This is a genomic window from Rathayibacter sp. AY1A4 (genome assembly GCF_002930955.1).
Classification (GTDB): Bacteria; Actinomycetota; Actinomycetes; order Actinomycetales; family Microbacteriaceae; genus Rathayibacter.
Genome location: NZ_PSTN01000007.1, coordinates 78,734 through 96,365 on the forward strand (window position 1 = coordinate 78,734; position 17,632 = coordinate 96,365).

Genomic DNA, 17,632 nt, shown 5'->3' on the forward strand with positions numbered 1-17,632 from the left:
TCAGCCGCGTCTCTGCAGGAGCAGCACGCCGTCCACGAGCACGGCGGCCGTGCCGTCGGGAGCGGTCACGGCGCGCTCCCTCGTCTCGACGAGCTCCGCGGTCCACTCGGCGGGGTCGAGGGCCAGCTCGGCGAGCTCCTCCTCGGGGCCGACGAGGTGCATCGCTCCGTGGCGGTGGTCGTCGCCGCTCGCCCACGGCGGGGGCGCGGCGTGCGAGACGACGGCGAGGCGGCCGCCGGGAGCGACGACGGAGGCCGCCCGCCGCAGCACGTCGATCCGCGGGAACTCGGCCATCGAGTGCAGGAAGCTCGCCGTCACCAGATCGAACTCCCCCACGACCGGCCAGTCCTCGGCGAGGTCGGCCTGCACGAAGTCCACGTCGGCGCCCCGCTCGGCCGCGGCCGCGCGCGCCCGGCCCAGCGCCGTCTCGGAGAGGTCGAGCCCGGTGACGCGCCAGCCGAGCGACGCCAGCCACAGCGCGTCCGCCCCCTCGCCGGCGCCGAGGTCGAGGGCGCGGCCCGGCGGCAGCGAGCCGACCAGCCCGACCAGCGTCGCGTTCGGCCGGCCCGACCAGATCCGATCGGAGTCGGCGTAGCGCGCCTCCCACTGCTCGCGTGCGGTGCTCATGCTGCTCCTCGTCCCCGGGCGCAGGGGCACCCGCGTCGAGGATGCCGCGCCGCCGCTCCGGCCGCCAGCCGTCGTGCCGAACCGGCACGGGCACCCGTCCCGCGGACGACACGGCCGGACGGAGCCGCGGCGCCGCGCGGACCCGCCGGACGCACTTCCCCGACACGCCCCGCGCCGATTAGCGTCGGTGCATGGCCCTCCGACTCGAAGAGATCATCGTCGACTGCACCGACTTCCGGACCCTCGGGCACTGGTGGCAGGAGGCGCTCGGCTGGGACGTCGTGGACGAGGACGAGGACGGCATCGAGCTGCTCGCCCCGTCGGGCCGCGGGCCGAGCCTGCTCTTCCTCGACGTGCCCGAGCGCAAGACCGTGAAGAACCGCCTGCACCTGGATTTCGTGCCGGACGACCAGGAGGCGGAGGTCGCGCGGCTGGTCGGCCTGGGGGCGACGCGGTCCGATGTCGGGCAGGGCGAGCAGTCCTGGGTCGTGCTCGCCGACCCGGAGGGCAACGAGTTCTGCATCCTCTCGGCGCGGGAGTGAGAGCGCTTCCACTTTCCGGGACGGTTGTCGGGAAAGCGCTTCCATGCGCACGCATCGAAAAAGAATCTGAGAAGTCAAGGGTAGAACGATCGTTCTCGACTCCCTAGCATCGCCTCCGACGCGTTTCCCGACCGGGAGCGCGCGGAGCCGAGGAGTCACCGTGACCACCTACGACAGACCCGTCGCCGCCGTCGGCATGACGCAGTCGCAGCAGCAGGGCGAGCTGCTCGCCGGCCGCGCCCTCGAGAACCGCGCCCTCGGCCTCTACGCGTACGCCTACCGCCTCACGCTGTCGGACTCCGCGGCGAGCGCCGCCCTCCGCCACGCGGCGGTCACCGTCCGCAGCGGACGGCCGCAGGGACTCGACGACACGGGCGCCCTCGACCTGATGCGCTCCGAGGTCGGACGCGCGAGCGTGCAGCGCGGCGGCTCCGCGATGGAGCGCGCCGAGCAGGCCCCGCCGGCGATCCGCGAGGACGACCTGCTGCGCTCGGGCTTCCACCGCCGCCTGCACGCCCTGCCGACGCTCGAGCGCCAGGCCTGGCTGCTCCGGCACACCGGCGGCCACGACGTCGACGCGATCGCGGCGATGCTGCAGGAGCCGGCGGAGCGCATCCGCTCGGCCCTCGCCTCGGCCGCCCGCACGCTGGTCGAGGGCGAGCTGGCCGAGAGCGAGTCCGCGGAGTAGCGCGGCACGAGGTGCCCGAGAGACGCCGGGTCCAGCCGGCGGCGCCCCTCAGGCGTCTGGGACCCGGCAGCGACACGGCGCGGCCGGGAGGACGGGGTCAGTCGAGGTAGTCGATGTCGTCCCACGGCTGGTGGACGTCACCGGTGTCGCGGTCGTCGTCCGGCACCTCGAGCTCCTCGAAGATCACCGGAACACCCGTCGAGATCAGGACGCTGACCTGGCGGTTGCCCACGATCACGAAGTCGACGAGGCCTCCTCCGGCCTGTGTCGCCTCGGTCGCCGACCGCTTCAGCTCGGCGACGTCGGTCCCCTGGGACAGCCCGTAGGTCTTGCCCTCGACGGTGACGGTGGTGCGGATCATGTGGCGCTGCTGCTCCTCGGCTCGATGGGTTCAGCGTACGAATCGCGCGAGAGCGCTGCCAGGCCTTGCGGTGGAGGCCCGCGGCTGCCACGGGTGAAGGGGTCGGCTGAGGCGAGCGGCGTCCGGAGCCGAGGCCGGATGCAGTGTGACGGACCGCTCGGGCGGATCCGCCGCTCCTGACCTCGGTTCCGGACAGCGGGCGGCGGAGTCAACCGAGCGCGCTCCACGGAGCTCCCGCCGTAGCGTGGAACCTGTCCGCACGTTCCGCATCCAGCGACAAGGAGGATCCGATGACCGAGAAGAACACTCCCGAGGACCCGCAGACCATCGACCCCGAGCACGTCGACCCCGAGACGGCCACCGACCCCGAGGGCGACCCGGTCGAGAACCCGTCGGGCTGACGCCCGCACCGGAACGGCCCGCGGCCACCGGGACACCGCTGAGAAGGCGGCGTCCCGGGGGTGGCGGGCCGTTCCCGCGTCCGGCGCCGCCATACTGTCGGAGTGCAGGCCGAGGACGACGAGCGCAGGGATCTCGAGCGGATCCTGTCGGCCCGACCCCGCGACGACGGCGCCGACCGGGACGAGCGGCGCGAGGCGCTGCGACGGCTCGGCGAGCTGGAGGCGGAGGACGCTCCTCCCGGAGTGACGCGGTCCGGCGCGCAGACCGGGGCCGCGCCGTCCGGAGCGCAGCCGGGCGCGGCGCATCCCGGGACGGCGATCGACTCGCGTCTCCCCCTGCCCGCGACCGCACTCCCGCTGTCGGTGACCGCCGGCTCCGAGACTGCGGAGGCGCCCGCCGGGCACCCCGACCGGCCGGCCCCGCGGACGCCGCACCCGCGCCGCCGCCGCCTCGTGCTCGCCGCCGCGATCGTCGGCGGAGCCGCGGTCGGCGCGATCGTCCCCACCGCGCTCCTCCTCCCTCCGCCCGCGGACCCCGTCGCCCCGCCGACCGCCTCCGCGGATCCCGCCGACCGCTTCGCCGCGCTCGTCGAGGGCTGGGAGCCGACCACCGACGTCCCGCCGGGCCTCGCCCTGCTCGCCGGGGAGGCCGTCGTCTACGGCTCCGGGTTCGACACCGCCGAGAACGACCGCCTGCTGATCACCGAGCCGAACGGCACCACGGTGTGCCTCGCGGTGCAGCGCCCGGACGCGTCCTTCTTCGCCGGCTGCACCGGCTCGGAGGCGTTCTTCGCCGGGGAGCCCCTCCGGGTCAGCGGCACGACGCTCCGCAGCGGCGCCCCGGTGTACACGCAGATCCTGCTCCGCCCGGACGGGACGATCGAGGGCGGCTACCAGCTGGTGCCCGAGTCGCCGCAGCCCGAGGCGGAGGACCCCGGAACGGTGGAGTCCGGAACGGTGGAGTCCGGAACGGTGGAGTCCGGGTCGGCGGACCCCGCGACCAGCGAGCCCTGAACCGCCGAGCCCGCGACCAGCGAGCCGTGAGCCCGCGACCAGTGAGCCGCTAGGCGCGCGACCAGCGAGCCGCTAGGCGCGCGTCGCCTCCGCCGCGTCCGCGATCACCTCGGCCGCGGACGCCGTCCGCTCCCACACCGCGCGCTGCCGCTCGGCGCCCGCGCCCCGCGTCAGGACCCGCTCGACGCCGCACGCCGCGACCTCCTCGTCGCCCGACTCCGCCAGCGCCCGACCCGCGTGGTCGAGCAGGCGCGCCAGTACCGCGGAGGCGGGGGCCGGGCAGCCGTCGACCGGATCGATCAGGTCGCCGGTCGTGCCGTGGCGGCTCGCCAGCCACGAGGAGACGGCGATCACCGGAGTCGGCAGCGGCACGGGCGGGACCCCGGCGCCCGCGTCGCGCACGGCCGTCTCGGCGAGCGCCCGGATCAGGACGGCGATCAGCGCCGAGTCCTCGGCGTGCAGCGGGACGTCGGCGATGCGCACCTCGACGGTCGGGTGCGCGCGGGAGAGGCGGGCGTCGAAGTAGAGCATGCCCTCGTCCAGCAGCACGCCGCAGGAGGTGAGGGAGGCGACGACGCTCCGGTACTGCTCGAGGTCGCCCCAGATGCCGACCGGGCCGGCGGTGGGCCAGCGCCCCCAGGACTGGTAGCGCCAGCTGGCGAACCCGGTGTCGACACCGGCGCTCAGCGGGGAGTTGGTGCTCAGGGCGAGGAGGGCGGGCAGCCAGCCGCGCAGCCGGTCGAGGACCGCGATCCCCTCCTCCGGCGACCCGATCCCGACATGGACGTGCAGGCCGCAGGTGAACTGCTCGCGGGCGACGAGGCCGAAGCGCTCGGCCATCCGGTCGTAGCGCTCGTCGGCCGAGAGGTGCGGCTCGAACGCGGCGGGGCTGGTCGCGACCGCGACGGCGCGGGCACCGACCTCGCGGGCGGAGTCGTCGGCCAGGCGGCGACCCTCGCGCAGTCCGGCCAGCAGCGCGTCGTGCGTGCGGGCGGGCGAGCCGACCGCCTCGATCTGCTCCGCCTTGAGCTCGGCGGCCAGGGCGACCGCCACGGAGCCGCGCACGGAGCCGAGCAGCAGCGGCGCCGCGGGCGTCGGGAGGAACGTGCCGGCGTCGACGAGGAGGTACTCCTCCTCCACCCCGAAGGTGCGGGCGCTCATCGGAGCGCCTTCCGCCCGAGTCCCCCGCCGCAGCCCACCCGGTCATCCCACCGTGCCGGGCGCCCGCCGGGCAACCGTCCTGGGCCGATGTTCAGCGTCGGGACGCCCGCGACGCCGGTCCGCGGGCGGGCTGTCAAGGCCGGGTGCAGCGGGGCGCGGAGCGGCAGGATCGGAGCACACCCAGAACCGGAGGTCCCCGTGCCCGACAGCACTCCCGAGCAGGCCGAGTACGACGTCGCCGTCATCGGCGCAGGACCCGCGGGGACGGCCGCCGCCCTCCGCGCCGCTGAGCTGGGAGCGCGCGTCGTCGTGCTCGAGGCCGCGCGCGTCGGCGGCACCTGCGTCAACACCGGCTGCGTGCCCACCCGCGTCCTCGCGAAGACGGCGCGGATGATGCGCGAGACCCGCTCCGCCGGCGACTACGGGATCGAGATCGGCACTCCCGTCCTCGACTGGGCCGCGACCGTGCGCCACGTGCACGAGCGCGTCGACCTGGTGCGCTCGATCAAGCGCGAGGCGCAGCGGTTCGAGGAGGCGGGGGTCGACCTGATCCACGAGGGCCGCGCCCGCTTCGTCGACGAGAGCACCCTCGTGCTCGACAGCGGGCGGCGGATCCGCGCGCGCTCGATCATGGTCTGCGTCGGCGGGCACTCGCGGCGGCTGCCGATCCCGGGCGCCGAGCTCGCGACCGTGCCGGAGGACGTGCTCGGGCTGACCGAGCTGCCGCGCCGCGTCGCCGTGATCGGCGGCGGCAACACGGGCGCCCAGCTCGTCACCGTCTTCAATGCCTTCGGCTCCGAGGTGACGCTCCTCGACGTCGCCCCGCGGATCCTGATGACCTCCGACTCCAGCATCTCCGAGCACGTCGGCGCCGCCTTCGAGCGCCAGGGCGTCCGCGTCCGCACCGGGATCGAGACGGTGTCGGGCATCGAGCGGCAGGACGACGGCTCGCTCGCGATCGCGTGGCGCGAGGGCGGCGAGGACCGGACGGCCGAGGTCGACGTGGTGATCATGGCCACCGGCTGGCCCGCCGACGTCGAGGACCTCGGACTCGAGAACGCGGGCATCGAGGTCGTCCGCTCGGCGATCCCCGCCGATCAGTACTTCCGCACGGTGGTGCCGCACATCTTCGCGGTCGGCGACGCGAACGGGCGCGACATGCTCGTCCAGGCGGCGCAGTTCGAGGCGGAGGCCGCCGCCGAGAACGCGGTGCTCGGCGCGAACCGGCGCACGCCCCAGTTCCTCCTGCCCGCGGGCGGATTCACGGACCCGGACTACGCGGGCGTCGGCTTCACGCAGGAGCAGGCCCGCGAGCGCGACCCGCAGTGCGTCGTCGCCTCGGTGCCGTTCTCGCACCTGGACCGCGCCGTCATCGACGACCGCGAGAACGGGTTCCTCACGCTGATCGCCGACCGGCGCCGCGAGCTGCTGCTCGGTGCGCACGCGGTCGGCGAGAACGCGATCGAGGTCGTGCAGTCGGTGACCACGGCGATGGCGGCCGGAGTCGACCTCGCGACCCTCGCGAACGTCCGCTTCGCCTACCCCACCTACAGCGCGGTGATCGGGATGGCGGCGCGCGCCCTGCTGGCCGAGCCGGCGCGCCCGACCGAGCTGGACTGACGCGCTACCCGATCCTCGGAGGCGGCGCCAGCCCCGAACCGGCGGCCCGCCGCCTCCGAACAACTGGAGACGGGCACTCCGCCCGCCCCGCCGAGAGGAACCCCTGTGCCGATCCCCGCTGTCGACTACAACCACGTCCGACTCACCGTCCGCGACATCGCCGTCTCGCGCCCCTTCTACGACTCCGTCTTCGGCTTCGACGTCGCCTTCGAGGCGCCGCCGGCCGACGCGTCGCCGGAGGAGAAGGAGCAGCTGGCGTTCGTGTTCGGCGGCGTGATCTACCAGTTCCCGGGCGGACTGCTCGGCCTGCGCCCCGTCGCGCCCGGCGACGACCGCTTCGACGAGGACCGGGTCGGGCTCGACCACGTCAGCTTCACCGTCCCCGACCTCGACGCGCTGAAGGCGGCCGCGGCCGTGCTCGACGACCTCGGCATCGCCCACGAGCCGATCAAGGACGCCGGCGGCATGAGCCTCCTCGAGTTCCGCGACCCCGACAACATCGCGCTCGAGATCACGTCCCCGAGCTGATCGGAGCAGCGCGCGTATCGAGATCTCCACGCACGAACGGGCAGGTCTCGATACGCCGCTTCGGGCTACTCGACCAGCAGAAGTCCCCGACATGCTGATCGAGTAGCGCGCTCAGCGCGCGTCTCGGGATCCCCGCGAACCCACGGAGCGCGGACTACGGACGACGTCGACGGTACGGAGTCGTCGTCGACACCCGGACCAGGCCCGCGCGCTCCAGGATGGGCCGCGAGTACTCGGTCGAGTCGCTGTGCACGAGGGTCTTCCCGAGTGCCTGTGCGGAGGCGGCGCGGGCGGCCGTGACCAGGCCGTAGAGCCCGCGTCCGCGGTACTCCGGCAGCGTCGCTCCGCCCCAGATGCCGGCGAAGGCGGTGCCCGGGACGGGCTCGAGCCGGCCGCCGGACGCCATCCGCCCGTCGACCTCGGCGACCCACAGCTCCATGCCGTCGCCGCGCGCCAGGCGGGCGACGAGCGAGTCGGCGATCGACACGTCGATCTCCTCCTCGAAGGCGGCGTCGATCATGGCGCTGAACGCGCGGACGTCCGGCTCGTCGACGACCCGCCGCAGCACGACCCCCTCCGGGACCGGCCGGTCCGAGAGCAGCGCCTCGACCGGGCCGATCATGATCGACTCGGCCTCGTCTGGCGCGAAGCCGTTCGCGACGAGCGCGTCGTGCAGGCCGGGGGCCTCGTCGTGGCCGCGGGTCTTCCACTCGACGCGGGTGATGCCGGGATCGGCGTCGAAGTGCGCGCAGGCCGCGGCGACCAGGCGGGCGATCTCCGCGGAGGAGGTGCCGGCGAGGTCGCGGTAGGTGACGAAGCCGCGTCCGCCGGCGAAGGTCACCAGACGCAGAGGCCCCTCGCGCGTCACGGAGACGGCGCTCGGGGTCTCGGCGTCGGAGCGGAGCTGGTCGTCGTAGGCGCGGAGGTAGTCGGAGCTCATCGCCCCGACGCTACCCCCGGACCCGGGCGATCAGGTCCTGGATGAAGGGGATGACGTCCTTCGCCTGGTCGACGCTGGCGAATCCGGTCGCGACGAGCGGCCAGATCGAGCCGATGAGCGTCGCGATGACGGCGGCCACTGCGGCGACCCAGGCGAGGGCCGCGTTGCGGGAGAGGAACGCGACGGCGAGGCAGGCCAGGCCGACCGCGTAGCTGAGGACGATCGAGAGGACGATCGCGCCGACCGGGACGTCGAGCGCCCCGGCCGTGGTGCCGTCGGCCGCGCCGATCAGCCCGAGGACGGGCAGCAGCACGGCGACGACGACCACGAACGAGAGCACGACGCCCGTGCCGAGCGCGATCCAGGCCGCGCGCGGCTTGCGTCGCGCGCCGTACGAGCGGGTGCGCACGGGACTACTCCCGACCGGCGGTGAACGACGCGCGGTCGTCCTCGGAGCGGTGGGCGTCGTCGGACGCGGCGTCGCGATCGGCCGCGGCCTCGTCGCGCTCGACGTGCTCGGACTCCTCCGCCGGAGCGACCTCGACGGTCGCGGTGCGGGGGTCGCCGTCGTCGTCGACCGGCTCGACCTGGACGCGGACCACGAACTCCGCGGTCTCGACGTCGGCCGGGGCCGCGTGGGTCTCGACGCGGGGGTCGTCCTCGTCGCGCTCGGCGGCGCGCTCGGCGTCGGCCGTCTTCTGGGCGGCTGCGCGCTCGTCGCGCTCGTCGGCCGCGCGGTCCATCGCGTCAGCGGCGTCGTCGGCGGCGTCCGCCAGACGTCCGCGGGCGGAGTCGACGGCACCGGAGACGGCGTCGCGAGCGTTCCCGGCGGCCTCCTTGGCGGAGTCGCGGGCGTCGGACGCGGCGCGCTTGGCGGTGTCGACGAGCGGCTCCTCGTCCTCCTCCGGCTTCTCGATCGGGTCGAACGGGCCGTGGACGTCGGTCGCCTCGACGTTGACGACGACGTGGCCGCCGGCGACCGGCTCCGCCACGCGCTGCACCTGATCGCGCACGGCGTCCAGGACCTCGCGGACGGGGTGGGGGTACTCGACGACGAGGTCGATGTCGACGGTGGTGACGCCGTCGGCCTTCGAGACCGTGACTCCGGGGACGGTGCTGGTGCCCAGCACGCGGCGGGAGGCGCGGTCGAGGCCGCGGGCGACGGCTCCGCCGAGGTGGTGGACGCCGGACACGCGCTGGGCGCTCTCGCCGGCGGCGGTCGCGACCCGGCTCTCGGTCGACTCGGGCTCGGACGGCTTCCCGTCGCGGCGGGCGGACTCGCGCCGGCTCTGCTCGTTCGGGGTCGGCTGCTCATCGGTGCGGATGCGCTCGACGGTGCCGGGCTCCATCGGATCGGACATGGGGTGCTCCTTCAGAAAGACTTCCATCCCGCCTGAGCGGGGCTCTCCGGCCCTCCCGATCGGGAGGGCCGGACGGTGGTGCCGGCGGCTACTGCACGCGGGCGGTGCCGCTCATCTTCGTCCGCAGACCGCTGACGATCTGGATGACGACGGGCGTCTCCTCGCCGAGCAGGGCGTCCCACTGGCGGACGGCCTGGTCGACCGTCTGCCGGGTGCGGGCGGGCGAGGCGCCGCGGCGGGTGTGCGCGGTGACGCGCAGCACCTTCTGGTGCTTGATCTCGAACGCGGTCACGTCGACCGCGACGATGGACGGCTCCTGCGACAGGGCCTCCTCGAGGACCTGCTCGGCGACCTTCGCGTCGATGGTGACGGAGCCGCCGGTGGGCGTCCCCGCTCCCTCTCCGGAGCCGACGCGCAGCAGCGTGGAGGTGCGGCCGCGGCCCTGGCGCACGATGAAGCGCACCAGCAGCAGGATGAGGACGAGCGCGACGACCGCGATGGCCCAGAGGATCCACGGGGTGCCGCCCGAGAGGGCCTGGCTCGTGGGGTCGGCCGCGTCCTGCGCGGCGGTGGACACGTTCTCCTGCACCTGCGGGAGCAGCGACCCCACCGCGACGGCGCCGCCGGCGAGGAGGAGGACGAGGCCCACGACGAACAGGAGCAGCCGGTTGAGGAATCGGTTCGTGGTGGTCATCAGCGGACCGTTCCCTTCTCGGACAGGCGCACCTTGGAGCGCAGGCGCGGGGTGCAGTCGAACGTGGCGAGCTCGGCGTCGACGGCCTCGCGGATCGGCGTGACATCGATGCTGCGGCCGGAGGTGCGGGAGACCGTCACGTCGACGACGCGGGATCCGACCGACACCGACACGTTGTCCGGGTCGACGTCACCGGCGTAGCCGGCGGTGCGGGCGACGGCCTGCGCGATGACGCGGTCGTCGACGATCGCCGCGGTGCGGTCGGTGCTGACGGCGCGACGGCCGCGACGGCCGGGCTTGAGCGACACGACGATCAGGACGAGCCCGATCAGCGCGAGCACGGCGCCGGCGGCGGCGGTCAGCGCGATGGGCGCCGCGGCCGCGTTGAGCAGCGAGGACGCTCCGTCCTGCGGGGCCACGAGCAGCGCGGGCTGGCCGAGGACGGCGAGGACCGCCTCCGTGCCCAGCCACGCGAACAGGAGGATGAGCAGGACGGCGAGGACGATCGCCGATCCGGAGCGGGACGAGTGCGTCTCGCGCCGCACCAGGCGCGGGTAGAGCGCCCGGCCGGCAGTGGTGGGAGTCGTCACGACACCCTCCTTCGTTCTCGGAGGTCGGCACCGGTGATCCGGAGGTCGACCCGGCCGATCGTGGAGCCCGTCAGTTCGAGGCAGCGCGAGCGGATGGTCGTCTGCGCCCGGCTGAGTCGGTCCAGCAGCGTCCCGGAGGAGCGGCGGCCCGCCTCGCCCAGGGGCGTGACGTGGATGGGGGCGTGCGCGACGACGTGGAGGCGTCCTCCCTCGTCGTCGAGCTCGACGGACACGTCGGACGAGTTCACGTCCAGCGCCTCCGCGGTGACGGCCGACACGACCCGGCGCACGGCGCGCGAGCTGATCGTCGTGCGGCCGTGGCTGGCCTCGTCGGCCATCACCGCCGCGGTCACGAGGACCGCCGCCCGCGGAGGGTGTCGCCGAGGGAGCGCAGGTCGAGCTTGCCCTCGACGACCCGCCCGACGCCGTAGCCGATCGCCATGACGAGCGCGACCCAGAGGAGCGCCCAGAAGCCGAAGACGAGAGCGGTCAGCGCGAGGACCGCGCCGAGGACCAGGCCGATGTGGGACGGAGTCACTTGACGCGGCTCTCGGTCTCGTCGTCCTTGTCGTCCGAGGGGATGAAGACGTCGGAGATGGTGACGTTCACCTCGGCGACCTCCATGCCGACGACCGAGGAGATGGCCTCGGAGACGGCGGAGCGGATGCTGTCGGCGAGCTTCTGCAGCGCGACGGGGTACTCGGCGACGACGGTGATGTCGGCGGCGACCTGCTTCTCGCCGACCTCGACGGAGATGCCCTGGCCGCGGTCCTGCGCGTTGATCGCGTTGCGGATGGCGCCGATGGCGCGGGCGGCGCCGTTGCCCAGGTCGTGCACGCCGGGGACCTCGCGGGCCGCGATGCCGGCGACCTTCTCGACGACGCCGTCGGCGATCGTGTTCTTGCCGGCCGAGGTGGCGGTGCCGTGCTTGGCCGAGGAGGCGTTGGCGAGGCTGGTGGGGGTGACGTTGGTCATGATCTTCTCCAGATGGTCAGAGGTCGTGGCCGGGGCCGCGGTGCTCACGATCCGTGGCACATGATGAAGACGTGACCCGCGGCCCGGACGTCCCGGTGGTTCAGCAAAGGTGCAGGGAACGTCGAGCGGAGATGCGTTTCGCGGCCACCGGCGTCCACAGGCCCCCGCGGCGCACTCGCTGAGCGGCCAGCGGACTGCACAGGCCGCTTCAGGCCGAGGTCGCCGTCCCCGCGAGGAGCCGACGGTCGCGCCGACGGGTGAGGGCGCGGCGCCAGGCGGGGCTCCACCGCTCCTCGGCGACCGCGTTGAGGCCCCAGGACAGCAGGAGGACGACGACGAAGGCGACGAGTCCGGCTCCGTCGCGGCCGATCAGCGGCCAGAGCGCGCTGACGATCGCGCTGCCCACGACCAGATGGAGGATGTAGAGCGAGTAGCTGATCCGCCCGAGCCAGAGCAGCGGCGCCCATCTCAGCACGGCGGTCCGGCGCCGCATCGCTACGACCGCGACGGCCGCGCAGACGCCGAGGACGACTGCTCCGTCCGGCCCGCCGTGGAGGAGCTGGGCGTTCAGGGCCGCGATCAGAGCCGCCGGCACGGCGAGGAGCTCGAAGCGCCCCTGGCGTCGCGAGAGGAACAGCAGCATCCCGACGCAGAAGAGCGGTCCGTACTCGGCCAGCGTCAGGTTCGCCAGGACCCGGACGGCGACCGGCGCCGAGACGACGTCGACGCCTCCCGAGGCGAGGTGGGCGGCGACGGAGGCGGTCACGGCGACGCCGAGCCAGACGACCACCAGCACGCGGACCAGCCGATCCGTGAACCGGCACTTCGTGAGGACGAGCACGAGCAGCACCAGCAGGTAGAACTGCATCTCGACGGCCAGCGTCCAGAACGCGCCGTTCACATTGGGTACCAGCAGCAACCGCTGCACCATGGTGAAGTTGAGCAGCAGCTCCAGCGGCGTGAGGTCGGTGCCGGGGACGCGGGCGAGAGCGCCGACGACGATCGAGACGACCACCGCGATCCAGTAGGCCGGGTAGAGGCGGCTGACGCGGGAGATCGCGAAGTCCGACGGCCGCCGCGCGCGGTCCGCGGACATCAGGATCACGAAGCCGCTGATGACGAAGAAGAGCTGGACGCCGAACTCGCCGAACGGGAGCGCGAAGGATCCCGGCGGTGCATCGGGATGATCGAGCGAGAACGCGGTGGTGAAGTGGTAGACGACCACGCCGAGGGCGGCGAGGCCGCGCAGACCGTCGAGCTCGACGAAGCGTGACGCCACGGCTCCCCCGCTCCGGAGCCCCCGCCCCTCGCTCGAGTGTTCCAGAGCGCTCCGGCCGCCCGCGCGTCGGCCGTCCGTCGTTCCGCGCCGCGCCCGGCACCCGCCTCGACCCGCATCCCGGCGGCGGAGGCGCGGGGAGGGCGGCGCTCAGCTCTCGGGACGGATGCGGAGCGCGCCGGCGAGGGCATGCCGACCTGACCGAGCGGTTCGTCGCGGATGCGATCGCGTCGGCCTCGCGCATGACCGAGCGCGGACTCCTCCCCGCGGAGGAGCAGCGCGTCAGGCCTCGTGCAGGTGACGGTCGAGCGTCATCCAGTTCTCCCGGCTGAGGCGGGCGGCGCCGTCGGTGTCGCCCGCGCGGAGGGACTCCACGATCGCGCGGTGCTGCTCCACGGATCCGCGGGCCGCGAGGGAGGCGAAGCGCTGGCGCTCGGCGCGGCGGATGAGCGGAGTGGCCTGCTCGAGCACGTCCTCGATCATCCCGTTGCCGCTGAGCCCGGTGAGCACCGCGTGGAACGCGTCGTCGGAGCGCAGCGCCAGCTCGACGTCGCCCTCCGCCAGCGCCCGCGCGAAGTCGTCGTTCGCCGACTCCATCGCGGCGAGCGCCTCCGGAGTGACGGCCGGGCCGGCGAGGCGCGTGGCGAGCTCGTGCATGGCGGCGGCGATCTGCTGGGCGTCGCTGATGCTCTCGGCCGTGGCGGGGGTCACGATCGTCGCCCGGCCGGGCTTGGCCGAGACGAGGCCGACGCGGGCCAGCCGGAGCAGCGCCTCCCGGATCGGCGTCCGGCTGACCCCGAGCCAGGCCTCGAGCTCCTGGTCGCGGAGGCGCCCCCAGTAGGCGCGCGAACCTGATGCCCCCACCGGCGCCGGAGAAGCCTCGCGCTTCTCGATGAGCGAGAGGACCTAAGCTCGCACACGTGGCAGCCGGCGCAGTGATGTACAACTTCGCGATACAGCTGGCTGATGTGGACCGCGGCGTCTACGAGGACATCACGCTGCGAGCCGCTCGGCACCCCTCCGAGACCGACGCGTACATGATGACGCGCGTGCTCGCGTACTGCCTCGAATACGTGGAGGGGATCACGTTCAGCGAGGGGATCTCGTCGACGGCGACCGAGCCGGCGGTGCTGGTCCGCGATCTCACCGGCAGGCTGACCACGTGGATCGAGGTGGGCGCGCCGGATGCCGAGCGACTGCACTTCGGGAGCAGACTGGCCGACCGCACGACGGTCTACACGCATCGCAACCCGGACAAGGTGATCGCGGCGTGGTCCGGCAAGCGCGTCCACCAGCTCGAGCAGATCACCGTGCAGAGCTTCGATCAGGGGTTTCTGGATGCCGCGGTCGCGGTACTCGAGCGCCGCAACACGTTGACCGTGTCGGTCGTCGAGGGGCAGCTGTATCTCGAGTTCAACAGCGTGACGATGAGCAGCGACATCCACGTGCATCAGCCGGGCTGAGCCGGCGCCGAGTGTCACGAGGTCCGTGTCCTGAAGACCGGTCGGAGGACACGATGGTGCATCCTCCGAGACGGTCCCTCGGGACGCACCCGGAGACGACGAGGGCCCGGCACCGTCCTGAGACGGTCCGGGCCCTCGGGCACGCAGGGGCTGCGCGTCAGCGGCGCAGCGTGTGGCTCGGCTTCTCGTCGAAGCGCACCTGGTACGCGCTCGCGAAGCGGCCGAGGTTGCCGAAGCCCCACTCGCGGGCGACCGCGGCGACGGTGGTCGAGCAGGGGTCGCCGGCGACCAGGTCGGAGTGGGCGCGGTCCAGGCGCACGTCGCGCAGGTAGACCGACGGCGACACTCCGAGGTGCCGCTTCGTCGCCTGCTGCAGCGTGCGGGTGTGCAGACCGGCCGCGCGGGCGGCGTCGGCCGGAGTGATCGGCTCGTGGGCGTGGTGCTGGAGGAAGTCGAGCGCCACCCGGGTGCGGGAGGCGGACGGGCGCCGCAGCACGGCCGGCACGTCCCACGCGCGCCACGGGAACAGCAGGAGCAGCACGCGGGCGAGGTCGAGCTCGGCGGTGAAGCGCACGAGCGGAGTGATCGCAGCCGTCGCGAGCGCGGCGCTCGCCTCCGTCACCGCGGCGCGCCAGCGGGCGAGGACGCCGGGGTCGGCGTCCGCCCCGTGGTCGAAGGAGACGGGCTGGCGGGGGCCGGCGTGCGTCTCGGTCGCGACGTCCTCGAGGAACCCGGGGGCGAAGTGGATGAGGTTCTGCCGGTGCGGCTCGAACTCGAGCCCGAACTGGCGCTCCGCGGGGAACAGGAACGGGGCCGAGAGCGCGCCGGTCCGGGTGAACGGCGGCAGGTTCAGGCGTCCGCCTCCGGCGCGGAACCAGCCGACGACGTACTCCTTCAGGTGGGGGACCTGGCCGGTGAGGGCGCCGGAGCAGTCGGAGGTGCGCAGGGTCACCCGGTCGCTGCCGCGGACGGCGTAGCGGTAGGAGAAGCCGCGCTGCAACGGAGCGACGCGGAACTCGCCTCCGCCGTACGCCTCGGAGTAGACGGCGGACGCGGCGGACGGATCGTCGCCGGAGGCTTCGTAGCGCCGGTCGGCCCGCTCGTCGCCCGCGAACGGGCTGCCGAGGGTGAAGGTCGACTCGCTCATGACGTCCGCCCGGGGCGGCGGCGGAGGGAGCAGTGCATGGGGGACTTCTTCCGGGTTCGGGGTCCGTGCGCTCGCGGGGACGCACGAGGGGTACGGAATCAAGACGTGTCGAGGAGCCGGAATGTCACGAATCCCGTCTCGAGACGTCCCCCATCGGCGGCACTCGCAATCCGGCCAGCGGATTCGCCGGCCCGTTGTCAAGGCTGGTAGTCATGCCGGACGGCGCTCCACACTGAGGGCATCGGCGCGCGGGGACACCGCGCGCGGGACCGCGGAGGAGGCGCTCATCGACGACGACCCCCTCCTGAACGCGTCCGACGCGACCCTCGCCGCGCGCGCCGTCGACGGCGACGTGCAGGCGTTCGAGCAGCTCGCCCGCCGCCACGGCGCCCTCATGCGCGTCTACGCCGCGAAGCTTCTCGGCTCCGAGGCGGAGTCCGAGGACGTGGTGCAGGAGGCGTTCCTCACCGGCTGGCGGCGTCTGGCCGATCTCGACAGCCCGGCGCACATCCGCAACTGGCTGATGCGCATCGTCACCCACAAGGCGATCGACCGGATCCGCGTCCGCCGCCGCCACGACGACATCGACGACTGGGATCCGCCCGCGCCGCCCGAGCACTCCCCCGAGCGCATCGTCGAGGCACGACTCCAGCTGGACGCGGTCTGGGAAGCGCTGGACCGATTGCCTGCTGATCAGCGACGCTGTTGGCTACTCCGCGAGACCGCCGGCTACAGCTACCAGGAGATCGCCGACGCTCTCGAACTCCCCGTCTCGACGGTCCGCGGCCTCCTCGCCCGGGCCCGTCGGTTCCTGCTGCACGAATTGGAGGCATGGCGATGACCGACGACGCCGCCGTGCCCGAGGACGACCTCGACGGCCACACGCTCGAGGAGCTGGGCGAGTACCTCGACCGCGGCCGCGAGCCGCGCGACCCCTCGATCGAGAACTCCGCCGCGTGCCGGCTCGCTCTCGCGAACCTCACCCGCCTCACCGAGCTCTCGGCGCGGGCGCTGCGGCAGGAGGCCGACCGCGAGCCCGACCGCGACGAGGTCTGGATCGCCGGCCTGCTCGACGCGATCCGCTCCGAGGTGCGCTCCGGCCGCGACATCCCCGTCCGCCACCCCGACCCGACCCTCCGCCTGGCGCTCACCGAGGCGGCCGTGCGCGGGATGATCCGCCGCGCCGGCGACACGATGGGCGGCGTCATCATGGGCCGCTGCACCCTCGACGGCGACGTCTCGGCTCCCGGCGCCGTGGTCCGGATCGACGTGACCTGCGCCCTCGAGTTCGGCCTGCCGGTCGCCGTGGCCGCCGACCGCCTGCGCGAGCGCATCCGCTACGCCCTCGAGCGCCACACCGAGCTGACCGTCGGCGCGATCGACGTGACCGTCGACGACGTGTACCCCCACCGGGAGGAGCGGGAATGACCGACGACACCGAGCTCTCGCAGCGGCTGACCGCCGAGATCCGCGACATCGAGGGCGTCGCGGGGGTCTATCCCGCCCAGCCGATCGTCGAGGCCGCGGCCGACGCGCTCGCCGTGAAACTGGACCTGCGGCAGCCCGACGTGCTGGTCGACATCGACCGGTCGGAGGGGTTCACCACGGTGAGCGCGCACATCGCCGCGTCCGCCGCACTGCCGGCCCCCGAGACGCTCCGGCTGGTGGGCGAGCGGATGCACGCGCTGCTCGCCGCCGACCCGTCGGTCTCGGGGCCGCTCGCCGTGAACGTGAAGGTGCGCCTCATCGAGGATTCGGGGCGCGCCGAGCACTGAGCGGGGCCGCCGCCGCCTCCCTCCCGCGAGAGACCGCTCGGGTACTCCTCTGCGGCGTGCCGCGTACCGGAGCGGCGTCTCGCGGAAGGGATCAGGGGCAGCCCGACCGGGTCAGCAGGAGACGAGACGGTCGAAGCGGGACGCGACGCCCGAGCTGTCGCTGAACTTGCGGTTGATGACGCTCATCTTGTTGCAGCCGCTGTCCGGGCCGTTCCTCCAGATGACCTTGACGTTGCTCGCCTGGTCGCAGTGCCACCACACCGTGACCTGCGCGCGACCCAGGGAGTCGCGCTGCGAGCGGACCTCGTAGCAGTTGCCCGGGCCGCCGTTCTGGTAGACGAGCTGCCCGGCGGAGGCGGGGGTCGCGACGGCGACGGCCCCTCCGAGGGCGAGGGCGATCGCGGCGAGCGTGGCCGTGAGACGACGGTGCATGGTGTTCTCCTTCGAACGGGCGATCGGAGGCGACGGC

At 73.7% G+C, this 17,632-nt stretch carries 24 protein-coding genes; 9 read left to right on the plus strand and 15 right to left on the minus strand.

The genetic code is table 11. From position 1 onward, the window contains the following. On the minus strand, positions 1-627 hold the full coding sequence (locus C5B92_RS06195) for a class I SAM-dependent methyltransferase (protein ID WP_104345671.1): 627 nt from the start codon (positions 625-627) through the stop codon (positions 1-3). A gap of 191 nt (positions 628-818) precedes the next feature. Here C5B92_RS06195 and C5B92_RS06200 point away from each other — a divergent pair, with 191 nt between their 5' ends. Together C5B92_RS06200 and C5B92_RS06205 are read left to right on the plus strand one after the other, a co-directional pair. Further along, entirely contained in the window at positions 819-1,169 is a 351-nt protein-coding gene (locus C5B92_RS06200) for a VOC family protein (RefSeq protein ID WP_104224051.1), read from the plus strand. A 160-nt stretch (positions 1,170-1,329) separates the two neighbouring features. Then, a complete protein-coding gene (locus C5B92_RS06205) occupies positions 1,330-1,857 on the plus strand; it encodes a hypothetical protein (RefSeq protein WP_104224052.1) in 528 nt (175 codons plus the stop codon). Between the two features lie 97 nt (positions 1,858-1,954). On the opposite strand, the gene C5B92_RS06210 is transcribed toward C5B92_RS06205, so the two are convergent. After that, positions 1,955-2,218, minus strand: coding sequence for a hypothetical protein (locus tag C5B92_RS06210; RefSeq protein WP_104255218.1), 264 nt, complete (start codon positions 2,216-2,218; stop codon positions 1,955-1,957). A gap of 503 nt (positions 2,219-2,721) precedes the next feature. Between C5B92_RS06210 and C5B92_RS06215 the strand changes: the two genes are divergently transcribed. Further along, positions 2,722-3,633 (plus strand): hypothetical protein, encoded by a 912-nt coding sequence (locus C5B92_RS06215; RefSeq protein ID WP_104255217.1) that lies wholly within the window; start codon positions 2,722-2,724, stop codon positions 3,631-3,633. A 72-nt stretch (positions 3,634-3,705) separates the two neighbouring features. Here C5B92_RS06215 and C5B92_RS06220 read toward each other — a convergent pair whose 3' ends face one another. Further along, positions 3,706-4,794 (minus strand): glutamate--cysteine ligase, encoded by a 1,089-nt coding sequence (locus C5B92_RS06220; RefSeq protein ID WP_104255216.1) that lies wholly within the window; start codon positions 4,792-4,794, stop codon positions 3,706-3,708. Between the two features lie 198 nt (positions 4,795-4,992). On the opposite strand from C5B92_RS06220, the gene C5B92_RS06225 reads away from it, so the two are divergent. Beyond that, on the plus strand, positions 4,993-6,414 hold the full coding sequence (locus C5B92_RS06225) for an NAD(P)/FAD-dependent oxidoreductase (protein ID WP_258061280.1): 1,422 nt from the start codon (positions 4,993-4,995) through the stop codon (positions 6,412-6,414). Between the two features lie 105 nt (positions 6,415-6,519). Then, a complete protein-coding gene (locus C5B92_RS06230) occupies positions 6,520-6,942 on the plus strand; it encodes a VOC family protein (RefSeq protein WP_104223996.1) in 423 nt (140 codons plus the stop codon). A 154-nt stretch (positions 6,943-7,096) separates the two neighbouring features. On the opposite strand, the gene C5B92_RS06235 is transcribed toward C5B92_RS06230, so the two are convergent. The 10 genes from C5B92_RS06235 to C5B92_RS06280 all read right to left on the minus strand — a co-directional run bounded on the left by C5B92_RS06235 (position 7,097) and on the right by C5B92_RS06280 (position 13,642). Continuing rightward, on the minus strand, positions 7,097-7,882 hold the full coding sequence (locus tag C5B92_RS06235; protein ID WP_104350174.1) for a GNAT family N-acetyltransferase: 786 nt from the start codon (positions 7,880-7,882) through the stop codon (positions 7,097-7,099). 10 nt (positions 7,883-7,892) lie between these two features. After that, on the minus strand, positions 7,893-8,291 hold the full coding sequence (locus C5B92_RS06240; RefSeq protein ID WP_104223994.1) for a hypothetical protein: 399 nt from the start codon (positions 8,289-8,291) through the stop codon (positions 7,893-7,895). A 4-nt stretch (positions 8,292-8,295) separates the two neighbouring features. Beyond that, positions 8,296-9,243 carry an Asp23/Gls24 family envelope stress response protein gene (locus tag C5B92_RS06245; protein WP_181028753.1) on the minus strand — a complete coding sequence of 316 codons (948 nt, stop codon included), beginning with the start codon at positions 9,241-9,243 and terminating at the stop codon, positions 8,296-8,298. Positions 9,244-9,331: 88 nt separating this feature from the next. Beyond that, positions 9,332-9,937: a hypothetical protein gene (locus C5B92_RS06250; RefSeq protein WP_104250494.1), complete on the minus strand. Its 606-nt coding sequence runs from the start codon at positions 9,935-9,937 to the stop codon at positions 9,332-9,334. After that, on the minus strand, positions 9,937-10,527 hold the full coding sequence (locus C5B92_RS06255; RefSeq protein WP_104225847.1) for a DUF6286 domain-containing protein: 591 nt from the start codon (positions 10,525-10,527) through the stop codon (positions 9,937-9,939). The genes C5B92_RS06250 and C5B92_RS06255 overlap by 1 nt, the downstream gene beginning before the upstream one ends. Then, positions 10,524-10,880 carry a hypothetical protein gene (locus tag C5B92_RS06260; protein ID WP_258061281.1) on the minus strand — a complete coding sequence of 119 codons (357 nt, stop codon included), beginning with the start codon at positions 10,878-10,880 and terminating at the stop codon, positions 10,524-10,526. Before C5B92_RS06260 ends, C5B92_RS06255 begins: the two co-directional genes overlap by 4 nt. Then, entirely contained in the window at positions 10,877-11,065 is a 189-nt protein-coding gene (locus tag C5B92_RS06265; RefSeq protein WP_104255212.1) for a DUF2273 domain-containing protein, read from the minus strand. Before C5B92_RS06265 ends, C5B92_RS06260 begins: the two co-directional genes overlap by 4 nt. Further along, entirely contained in the window at positions 11,062-11,502 is a 441-nt protein-coding gene (locus tag C5B92_RS06270; RefSeq protein ID WP_104223989.1) for an Asp23/Gls24 family envelope stress response protein, read from the minus strand. The genes C5B92_RS06265 and C5B92_RS06270 overlap by 4 nt, the downstream gene beginning before the upstream one ends. A gap of 208 nt (positions 11,503-11,710) precedes the next feature. Beyond that, complete coding sequence (locus tag C5B92_RS06275; RefSeq protein ID WP_181028754.1) at positions 11,711-12,781, minus strand: acyltransferase; 1,071 nt, start codon at positions 12,779-12,781, stop codon at positions 11,711-11,713. 279 nt (positions 12,782-13,060) lie between these two features. Further along, the gene (locus tag C5B92_RS06280) at positions 13,061-13,642 is read right to left on the minus strand and encodes a GntR family transcriptional regulator (protein ID WP_104255210.1); all 582 of its coding nucleotides are present in this window, start codon (positions 13,640-13,642) and stop codon (positions 13,061-13,063) included. Between the two features lie 56 nt (positions 13,643-13,698). On the opposite strand from C5B92_RS06280, the gene C5B92_RS06285 reads away from it, so the two are divergent. After that, positions 13,699-14,241 carry a YaeQ family protein gene (locus C5B92_RS06285; RefSeq protein WP_104225844.1) on the plus strand — a complete coding sequence of 181 codons (543 nt, stop codon included), beginning with the start codon at positions 13,699-13,701 and terminating at the stop codon, positions 14,239-14,241. Between the two features lie 157 nt (positions 14,242-14,398). Here C5B92_RS06285 and C5B92_RS06290 read toward each other — a convergent pair whose 3' ends face one another. Further along, positions 14,399-15,388, minus strand: coding sequence for a helix-turn-helix transcriptional regulator (locus tag C5B92_RS06290; protein WP_104255209.1), 990 nt, complete (start codon positions 15,386-15,388; stop codon positions 14,399-14,401). A 121-nt stretch (positions 15,389-15,509) separates the two neighbouring features. Between C5B92_RS06290 and C5B92_RS06295 the strand changes: the two genes are divergently transcribed. Genes C5B92_RS06295 through C5B92_RS06305 form a run of 3 tightly spaced genes read left to right on the plus strand, consistent with a single transcriptional unit; the run spans position 15,510 to position 17,163 of the window. Next, positions 15,510-16,229: an RNA polymerase sigma factor gene (locus C5B92_RS06295; protein ID WP_104255208.1), complete on the plus strand. Its 720-nt coding sequence runs from the start codon at positions 15,510-15,512 to the stop codon at positions 16,227-16,229. After that, entirely contained in the window at positions 16,226-16,816 is a 591-nt protein-coding gene (locus tag C5B92_RS06300; RefSeq protein ID WP_146076902.1) for an Asp23/Gls24 family envelope stress response protein, read from the plus strand. Before C5B92_RS06295 ends, C5B92_RS06300 begins: the two co-directional genes overlap by 4 nt. Next, positions 16,813-17,163 (plus strand): hypothetical protein, encoded by a 351-nt coding sequence (locus tag C5B92_RS06305; RefSeq protein WP_104223972.1) that lies wholly within the window; start codon positions 16,813-16,815, stop codon positions 17,161-17,163. The genes C5B92_RS06300 and C5B92_RS06305 overlap by 4 nt, the downstream gene beginning before the upstream one ends. Before the next feature lie 111 nt (positions 17,164-17,274). Here the strand turns inward: C5B92_RS06305 and C5B92_RS06310 are convergent, their stop codons facing one another. Then, positions 17,275-17,595 (minus strand): hypothetical protein, encoded by a 321-nt coding sequence (locus tag C5B92_RS06310; protein ID WP_104255207.1) that lies wholly within the window; start codon positions 17,593-17,595, stop codon positions 17,275-17,277. Positions 17,596-17,632: the final 37 nt, after the last annotated feature.